The sequence below is a fragment of the Mesorhizobium sp. Cs1321R2N1 genome, assembly GCF_037179725.1.
Lineage (GTDB): Bacteria > Pseudomonadota > Alphaproteobacteria > Rhizobiales > Rhizobiaceae > Mesorhizobium > Mesorhizobium salmacidum.
This window is the reverse complement of record NZ_JAPYKP010000191.1, coordinates 1-8481: the sequence shown is the minus strand read 5'-3', so window position 1 is coordinate 8481 and position 8481 is coordinate 1. Positions and strand designations below refer to the sequence as shown.

Genomic DNA, 8481 nt, shown 5'->3' with positions numbered 1-8481 from the left:
CCGGCCGGCTGTTGCGGCGGGTGCGCGATTTCGCCCCGGTTGCCGGCGACGGCCATTTCGACCGCCTGATCGCCGACGAAGCCTTGACCCGGCTCGAAGTCGACGCGCTTGGCCTCGACGCGCTCGACCGCCGCTATCTCAGCATGATCGCGCGCAATTTCGGCGGCGGGCCGGTGGGTATCGAGACGATCGCGGCGGGCCTGTCCGAGCCGCGCGACGCCATCGAGGACATCATCGAACCCTATCTGATCCAGCAGGGCTTCATCCAGCGCACGCCGCGCGGACGCATGCTGACCGCCAATGCCTGGCGCCATCTCGGCCTCGATGCGCCGAAGGATCTGGCGCAGCAGCAGATCAATTTGTTCCAGGAAGAGTAGCTTCCGACGCGGCTTTTCACGCCGCCGATCAAGCATCAGTGAACGGACCTGCGCAAATTCTCCTCATCTTCGCCGGCTTGCAGGCGTATTCTTGGATTGTATCGGGCTCGCTGCCTCTTGCACGTCGTCCTCCCAAATCGAGATCGCTTTTGGGGGACAGGCATCAGCGCATGCCGAAATGAGGTGCCGGAGTCACTCAATGATAACCAGACGCGGGTTCCTGCGCTTCATCGGCGGGTCATTCCTGTCGGTCGCCTCGTTCAGTGCCTACGCCGTCGGCATCGAGCCGATGCTGTTGACGCATGTGAAGCGCTATGCGCTCACGCCACCGCATTGGCCCGCCGGATTGAAGCTTCGCGTCGTCGCGCTTGCCGACATCCACGCCTGCCGGCCGTGGATGACGCCGGAGCGGATCGCTTCGCTTGCCGAAGAGGCGAATGCTCTGCAGCCGGACCTGATCGTGCTGCTCGGCGACTACATCGCCGGCATTCGCCTGTTGTCGCAAAGGGTGACGCCGCCGGAATGGGCTGGCGCCCTATCGGGCCTCAAGGCACCGCTCGGCGTGCTGTCGATCCTTGGCAATCACGACTGGTGGGCCGACGGCTTCGCGCAGCGTGCCGGAGTTGGTCCGACGATCGCGCGCAAGGCATTGGAGAAGGTCGGCATCCCGGTTCTGGAGAACGACGTCGTGCGTCTGGAAAAGGACGGACATGGCGTATGGATCGCCGGCCTCGCCGATCAGTTGGCGCTGTTGCGGAAAAAGAAGCACGAGCGTCCCAGGCGATTGGACGATCTCGACGGCACGCTGGCTAAAATCAGCGACCCCGCGCCTGTCATCCTGCTGGCGCACGAACCGGACATCTTTCCAAAAGTGCCGTCGCGCGTGTCGCTGACGCTAGCGGGACACACCCATGGCGGGCAGGTGCGGCTGTTCGGCTATTCGCCTATCGTGCCGTCGCAGTTCGGCAATCGCTACGCCTATGGCCATGTCATCGAGAACGACCGCAACCTGATCGTCTCGGGCGGGCTCGGCTTCAGCAATTTGCCCATCCGTTTCGGCATGCGTCCGGAAATCCTGCAGATCGACCTCGGCTGACCGGCACTTCAGGCAAACTTCGGATTGCGTCCATCACGTCCGGCTCGGCCTTCTCGCAATTGAACGCTTCGACGACGCCAGCACGGGTCTTGATCCGCGCCGTCAACAGTGCCATCGGGTTCATGCGCCAAAAATATCTGCCGCGTCGGCATCCAAAAGGGAGGCGCAATGGGCGATCATGGTGAATCCGCGGCATTGCTGGCTGGGCTTTCCGGCGCGCTGACCGAGTTCGGCCACCGGCTGATGGCACGGGTCTATTATGCCGATACCGATTTCTCGGGCGTCGTCTATCACGCGCGCTATCTCGAATTCCTCGAGCGCGGCCGCTCCGATTATCTCAGGCTCACCGGCGTGCATCATACCGAACTCGCCGACGGCAAGCATGGCGAGAAGATCGTGTGGGTGGTACGCCGCATGGAGATCGACTTCCGCATCCCCGCCCGCATCGACGACATACTGACCGTCGACACCCGCACGCGGGACATCTCAGGCGCGCGCATCTTCATGGCGCAGCAGCTCAAGCGCGGCGACGAGGTGCTGGTCGAGGCCAAGGTCGAGGCGGCGATCATCGGCGAGAACGGCCGGCCGAGGCGCTTCCCCAGGGAATGGGTCGCGGCCTTCATGCCTCGGGTACGCTGATATTCAGGTGATGCCGGCCTGCGATGCCCGGGCGCGGCAATGCGCCGCGCCTGATAGACTAACCCATCCTTAACCATAACGGTTCATGAAGAGATTGGCGAAGATTGGCGTTATCCAGCGCCTTCCTTTCACCAATATTTGCCCCGAAAAGGCCGCTAACGGCACGGTTTGGGGTGTCCGGTAGCTTCGTGCGAACCGACCACAAGGGATGCCATGGGCCAGCCGCCAGCTTCGCCCGGAAAATCTTAAGGACGTAACGATGGAAAATATCGCACTCGCCGAACCGGGCGCGCAATTGTCGATTTGGGCCTTGTTCATGCAGGCCAGCTGGGTGGTCAAGCTGGTCATGATCGGGCTGCTTTGCGCCTCGGTATGGACCTGGGCGATCATCGTCGACAAGCTGGTCGCCTATGGCCGCATGCGGCTGGCGCTGAACCGCTTCGAGCAGGTTTTCTGGTCCGGGCAGTCGCTGGAGGAACTCTACCGCACGCTCGCCGACCGCAAGACGACAGGCATGGGCGCCATTTTCGTCGCCGCCATGCGTGAATGGAAGAAGAGTTTCGAGAAAGGCGCCAAGTCGCCGCTCGGCCTGCAGACCCGCATCGACAAGGCCATGGACCTGGCGCTGACTCGCGAGATGGAGAAGCTGGAGGGACGCCTCGGCTTCCTTGCCACGACCGGATCGGCAGCACCTTTCATCGGCCTGTTCGGCACCGTCATCGGCATCATGACGTCGTTCCAGGCCATCGCCGGCTCCAAGAACACCAGCCTCGCGGTGGTCGCGCCCGGTATCGCCGAAGCGCTGCTGGCGACGGCCATCGGCCTGCTCGCCGCTATTCCGGCGGTCATCGCCTATAACAAGCTGTCATCGGATGCGAGCAAGATCGCTGTGCGCATGGAGGGGTTCTCCGACGAGTTCTCCGCCATACTCTCGCGCCAAATCGATGAAAAAGTCGCGCCTAAGGCCTGAGGAGTAACGAGATGGGTATGTCCGTAGGCATGGGAGGGCGCGGCGGGCGCGGCCACCGGCGGCGCGGCCGCCACCATGCGCTGATGTCGGAGATCAACGTCACGCCGATGGTCGACGTCATGCTCGTGCTTTTGATCATCTTCATGGTCGCCGCGCCGATGCTGACGGTCGGCGTGCCGATCGACCTGCCGGACACGCAGGCCAAAGCGATGAATGCCGACACCCAGCCGATCACCGTCTCGATCGATGCGACCGGCAAGATCTTCCTGCAGGAAACCGAGATTCCGATCGAGGAACTGGTGGCCAAGCTGCAGGCGATCTCGAAGACCGGTTATGAAGAGCGTATCTTCATCCGTGGCGACAAATCGACCGACTATGGCACGGCCATGAAGGTCATGGCTCGCATCTCGGCCGCTGGTTACAAGAACATCGGCCTGGTTTCACTGCAGGAACAGGATCAATAGACGCACGATGAGGACCGGCCTCACCACATCGGTGATCCTGCACACGGCGGTGCTGGCCTTCGGCTTGTTCACCCTGTCGGCGCCGGCCGCGCTTCCGTCGGCCGACGTGGAGTCGGTTGCGGTCGATATCGTGCCGATGGAAGCCATTGCGCAGACGCTACAGGGCGACAAGAAGGCCGTGATGCATGAAAAGCCGGCGCCGTTGCCGACGCAGCGTCCCGACGTCGTGCCGGATGCGCAGAAGGTGGGCGAAAACAGCGTCGACACCGACAAGCCGATAACGCCGGAAGCCAAGCCGAAACCAGTCGACACGACGTCGGCCCCGGCGCCAGCGCCGACCCCGAAGGAAATCCCGAAGACCGAGGACGTGCCGAAGCCGCAGGAAAAGCCCAAGCCCATTCCGGCGACGGAAGTGGCGCCAGCGCCGACGCCCAAGGAAGAGGTCAAGCCCGAGCCGGTCAAGAAGACGGAGCCCAAGCCGACGCCGGCCAAGCCGGCGCCGACACCGCCGCCGCAGGACAAGACCGCTGCTATCGATCCGACCCCTGAGGTCAAGCCGGATGCCGTCGCCGAGGCCATAGCCAAGGACCCGCCCACAGACGAGACCCAATTGCCGAATTCGGCGCCCGCGCCGGAAGCGCGGCCAAAGCCGCAGCCGGCACAGGCCGAAAGCGCCAAGGCGCCTGACCGCAAGGATGCCGACAAGCCGGTCAAGGAAGCCTCGTCGAAGCCGAAGTCCGACGACAAGCAGTTCAACGCCAATGAGATTTCGGCCCTGCTCGACAAGCAGAAGCCGTCCGGCGGCGGCGCCAAGCGCTCGACCCAGCAGGCGTCGCTCGGTGGCGACAAGGATCAAGGCCAGAAGCTGTCGAAGTCGGAGCAGGGCGCCCTGGAAAGCCAGTTGGGCGGTTGCTGGACCTTGCCAGCCGGGCTTGAAGGGTCGGAGAATTTCGTCGTCGTCGTCCGTTTCAATCTGAACAACTCAGGCAAGCTCGACGGTCGCCCGTCGGTTGAAACATCGAGCGGCAACAGGCAGTTCGATGAAAGTGCGGTGCGCGCGGTTCAGAAATGCGACATGGCCGGCCTGCAGGTTCCCGCCGGCAAGCAAGATATCTGGAACGACATCCGGGTCACCTTCGATCCAAGGGAGATGCTCGGCCTGTAGGCCCTGACATCCGAAAATCAGTATGAGAAGCGAGAAGACATGAAATCAATCCTCAAGCCGCTCCTGATGATTGCCGCGATGGCGATGGGCATGACCGCTGTCGGCACGCTGCCGGCGCTGGCGCTCGTCGAACTCAACGTCAACAAGGGCAATGTCGAGCCGCTGCCAATCGCCATCACGGATTTCCAGGGCGGTGATGCGCTTGGCGCCCAGATTTCCCAGATTGTCACCGCCGATCTGAAGCGCTCCGGCCTGTTCGCGCCGATCGACAAGAGCGCCTTCATCGAGAAGATCGCCAATCCGGACGCAACCCCCCGCTTCGACGACTGGAAGGTAATCAACGCGCAGGCGCTGGTCACTGGCAGCGTCAGCAAGGAGGCCGACGGCCGTATCCGCGCCCAGTACCGGCTGTGGGACACCTTTGCCGGACAGCAGATGGCCGGCGAGCAGTTCTTTGCCAACGATGCCAATCAGCGCCGCGTCGCCCACATCATCGCCGATGCCATCTATGAGCGGCTGACCGGGGAGAAGGGCTATTTCGACACGCGCGTCGTCTTCATCGACGAGTCCGGCGCCAAGAACGCGCGCAAGAAGCGCCTCGCCATCATGGACCAGGACGGTGCGAACGTCCGCTATCTCTCTGACGGGCGGTCGATCGTGCTGACGCCGCGCTTCTCGCCGAACCGGCAGGAAATCACCTACATGTCCTATGAAAGCGGCCAGCCGCGGGTCTATCTCCTGCAGATCGAGACCGGGCAGCGCGAACTGGTCGGTAATTTTCCCGGCATGACGTTCGCGCCGCGCTTCTCGCCCGACGGCCAGAAGGTGATTATGAGCCTGCTGCGCGACGACGGCAATTCCAACATCTTCGCCATGGACCTGCGCAGCCGTTCGACGACGCGGCTGACCAACTCGACCGCCATCGACACCTCGCCCTCCTATTCGCCCGACGGCAGCAAGGTGGTGTTCACCTCCGACCGTGGTGGTCGCGCGCAGATCTACGTCATGGGCGCCGACGGCTCGGGCCAGACCCGCATCTCCTTCGGCGACGGCGTCTATTCGACGCCGGTGTGGTCGCCGCGCGGCGACCTCATCGCCTTCACCAAGCAGAGCGGCGGCGAATTCCAGATCGGCGTCATGAAGACCGACGGCTCTGGCGAGCGCATCCTGTCATCCGGCTTCCAGCAGGAAGGCCCGACCTGGGCCCCGAACGGCCGTGTGCTGATGTTCTTCCGTGACGCCAATGGCGGCCCGAAACTGGTTTCCGTCGATCTCACCGGCCGCAACGAACAGCCGATCCCGACATCGAATTTTGCTTCGGATCCGGCCTGGTCGCCGTTGCTGGAATAGATTCGACTGAATTGCCACACAAGCTGAAAGGGGCCATTTTCGGCCCTTTTTCCATGCCTTGGTCGCGTTTTGGCCGCATTTCCGCCTAGGGTCCGCGCCAACTGTGGCTCATGACAACACGGCTGCGGACGGGCAGCTTAAACCAAATTTTAACCGTGTTTCTTGAATGCCGGTTAACCCAAACGTGGTTACTGGGTGATCAACGAAATCACTCGAATACGATCACTCGAATACGAAGGAGAGGCGGCATGGGCCGTATCGCAGCACTTACCAGAAACCCGGTCATGATCGCGCTGGTGGCGATGCTCGCCGTCGCCGGTTGCGCCTCGAAGAAGACGCCCAACAGCGCCGCTGACCTTGGCCTCAATGGCGCGGGTGCTGCAACACCCGGCTCGGCGCAGGATTTCACCGTCAACATCGGCGACCGTATCTTCTTCGATACGGACTCGACCTCGATCCGGGCCGACGCGCAGACGACGCTTTCGCGTCAGGCGCAGTGGCTGAACCAGTACAAGCAGTATGCCATCGTCGTCGAAGGCCATGCCGACGAACGCGGCACGCGCGAATACAATCTGGCGCTCGGTGCCCGTCGTGCCGCCGCTACTCGCGACTTCTTGGTTTCCAAGGGCGTTTCGGCCAGCCGCCTCAAGACGATCTCCTACGGCAAGGAACGTCCGGTCGCGGTATGCGATGACATCTCCTGCTGGTCGCAGAACCGCCGCGCCGTCACCACGCTCAGCGGCGCTGGTTCCTGATCGGCAAAAATACAACACACTTCTGCGAAAGGCGGCCTCCGGGCCGCCTTTTTCACATCCGGAAGCCCGAAACAAAATTTGGCCGAAGTCTCGCGCCCTGCTATGAGCCGAGGGCGCTTGGCTGGTCTCACAACGATTGGAAGGCGCGAACAAGCTAACGATTGGACGGCGAGAGGCACATGCATTTGAGATCGGTTCTGAGCGGCACGCTTGCGCTGCTGCTCCTATCAGGCGTAACCGCTTTGGCGAGCGGTTCGGGGCAATCAACCGAGAGCGGTTTTTCCTTCCATCTGCCGACACTTGAGTTGCCCAGCCTTTTCGGTGAGAAGAAAAAGCAGGATCAGGTCCAGCTCGCGCAGTCGAGCGGCGCCGGCGTGACAGGGCTCGAGGACCAGCTGCGGCAGCTGACCGGCAAGGTCGAGGAACTCAATTTCCAGATCCTGCAGATGCAGGAGCAGATCCGCAAACAACAGGAAGACAACGAGTTCCGCTTCCAGCAGCTCGAAGGCGGCTCGCAAGGTGGACAACCGCCGGCGCAGAAGAAATCAGACGCCACCACCGGAACCAACACCGATGTGGCCTCGGCCCCGGCAACCCAGGCGCCGGCTGATGCCGGCGCCGCGCCCGGCGGCGATCAATCCGCAAGCGGCAAGACGGTCGAGGACGTCATTGTCGAATCACCCGATGGCGACCCCGGCAAGGTGATCCCCGGCAAGGGAGCGCCCGAAAAGACCTTTGGGTCCATCACCGTCGACAAGAATGGCAATGTGATCGATGCCGGCGGCAACACGCAGGCAACCGCACCGGCACAGGACACGGCACCCGCCAACGGCGCATCCTCAAAGGCCGGCAAGTCCGTCGGCACGGTGGTCGCGGCGCTGCCCGCCACCAACAATCCCGAAGAGCTCTACCGCAACTCCTACCAGTTCATCCTGTCGGGCGACTACGGCACCGCCGAACAGGGTTTCCGCGACCACATCTCCCGCTTCCCCAAGGACGCCAAGACGGCGGACGCACATTACTGGCTGGGGGAATCGCTGCTTGGCCAGCAGAAATACCGCGATGCGGCGGAAGTCTTCCTCGCCGCCAGCAAGGACTATCCCAAGGCCAAGAAAGCGCCCGACATGCTGTTGAAGCTCGGCGTGTCGCTGGTCGGCCTCAAGCAGCATGACGTCGCCTGCGCCACCTTCAGCGAGGTCGGCAAGCGCTATCCTGATATTTCCAGCACACTCAAGGAACGCGTCAAGCAGGAGAAGGCACTGGCTGCGTGCTGATCTTTCCCTGGGATGTCGTAGTCCCAAACCCGGGACCGCTTTTTGGCGACATGCATTGATGCTCGACACCGGGCCTGATTTTTCGACGAGACTTTTTTCGCACATCGATTTTACCAACGGCGCTGTTGCGGCCGTATCGGGCGGCAGCGACTCGACTGCGCTCCTTCTTCTTCTCAAACAGCATCTCGACCGAACCGCACCGTCCGCCAGGCTGCTGGCTGTAACCGTCGACCACGGATTGCGGCAGGGTTCGGCTGATGAGGCACAGGCCGTGGCGAAGCTTTGCGCGGAGCGCGGCATCGCCCACCGTATCCTGGCCTGGTCCGGAGAAAAACCGTCGACCGGCCTCCCGGCGGCGGCGCGCGAGGCGCGCTACCGGCTGCTGGCCAGC

Annotated in this window: 10 protein-coding genes; all 10 read left to right on the top strand. The window is 62.8% G+C overall.

The features are described 5' to 3' along the window. Positions 1 to 377: Holliday junction DNA helicase RuvB C-terminal domain-containing protein (locus tag O7A61_RS29270; RefSeq protein ID WP_337132721.1), on the top strand; the 377-nt coding region annotated here is incomplete at its 5' end. Positions 378 to 576: 199 nt separating this feature from the next. Then, positions 577 to 1473, top strand: a complete 897-nt coding sequence (locus O7A61_RS29265; protein ID WP_027141795.1) for a metallophosphoesterase — start codon at positions 577 to 579, stop codon at positions 1471 to 1473. Between the two features lie 168 nt (positions 1474 to 1641). Beyond that, positions 1642 to 2112, top strand: a complete 471-nt coding sequence (gene ybgC, locus O7A61_RS29260) for a tol-pal system-associated acyl-CoA thioesterase (protein WP_140508965.1) — start codon at positions 1642 to 1644, stop codon at positions 2110 to 2112. Between the two features lie 259 nt (positions 2113 to 2371). Then, positions 2372 to 3082, top strand: coding sequence for a protein TolQ (tolQ, locus tag O7A61_RS29255; protein WP_015315267.1), 711 nt, complete (start codon positions 2372 to 2374; stop codon positions 3080 to 3082). Positions 3083 to 3093: 11 nt separating this feature from the next. Then, on the top strand, positions 3094 to 3546 hold the full coding sequence (gene tolR, locus O7A61_RS29250; RefSeq protein WP_027141797.1) for a protein TolR: 453 nt from the start codon (positions 3094 to 3096) through the stop codon (positions 3544 to 3546). A 7-nt stretch (positions 3547 to 3553) separates the two neighbouring features. Then, positions 3554 to 4711 carry a TonB family protein gene (locus O7A61_RS29245; protein ID WP_337132720.1) on the top strand — a complete coding sequence of 386 codons (1158 nt, stop codon included), beginning with the start codon at positions 3554 to 3556 and terminating at the stop codon, positions 4709 to 4711. A 39-nt stretch (positions 4712 to 4750) separates the two neighbouring features. Continuing rightward, positions 4751 to 6061 carry a Tol-Pal system beta propeller repeat protein TolB gene (gene tolB / locus O7A61_RS29240; protein WP_337132719.1) on the top strand — a complete coding sequence of 437 codons (1311 nt, stop codon included), beginning with the start codon at positions 4751 to 4753 and terminating at the stop codon, positions 6059 to 6061. A 248-nt stretch (positions 6062 to 6309) separates the two neighbouring features. After that, positions 6310 to 6816, top strand: a complete 507-nt coding sequence (gene pal, locus O7A61_RS29235; RefSeq protein WP_027141800.1) for a peptidoglycan-associated lipoprotein Pal — start codon at positions 6310 to 6312, stop codon at positions 6814 to 6816. A 179-nt stretch (positions 6817 to 6995) separates the two neighbouring features. Further along, positions 6996 to 8090 (top strand): tol-pal system protein YbgF, encoded by a 1095-nt coding sequence (gene ybgF / locus O7A61_RS29230; protein ID WP_337132718.1) that lies wholly within the window; start codon positions 6996 to 6998, stop codon positions 8088 to 8090. Between the two features lie 58 nt (positions 8091 to 8148). Continuing rightward, a partial coding sequence (locus O7A61_RS29225; protein ID WP_337132722.1) for an ATP-binding protein occupies positions 8149 to 8481 on the top strand: 333 nt, incomplete at its 3' end.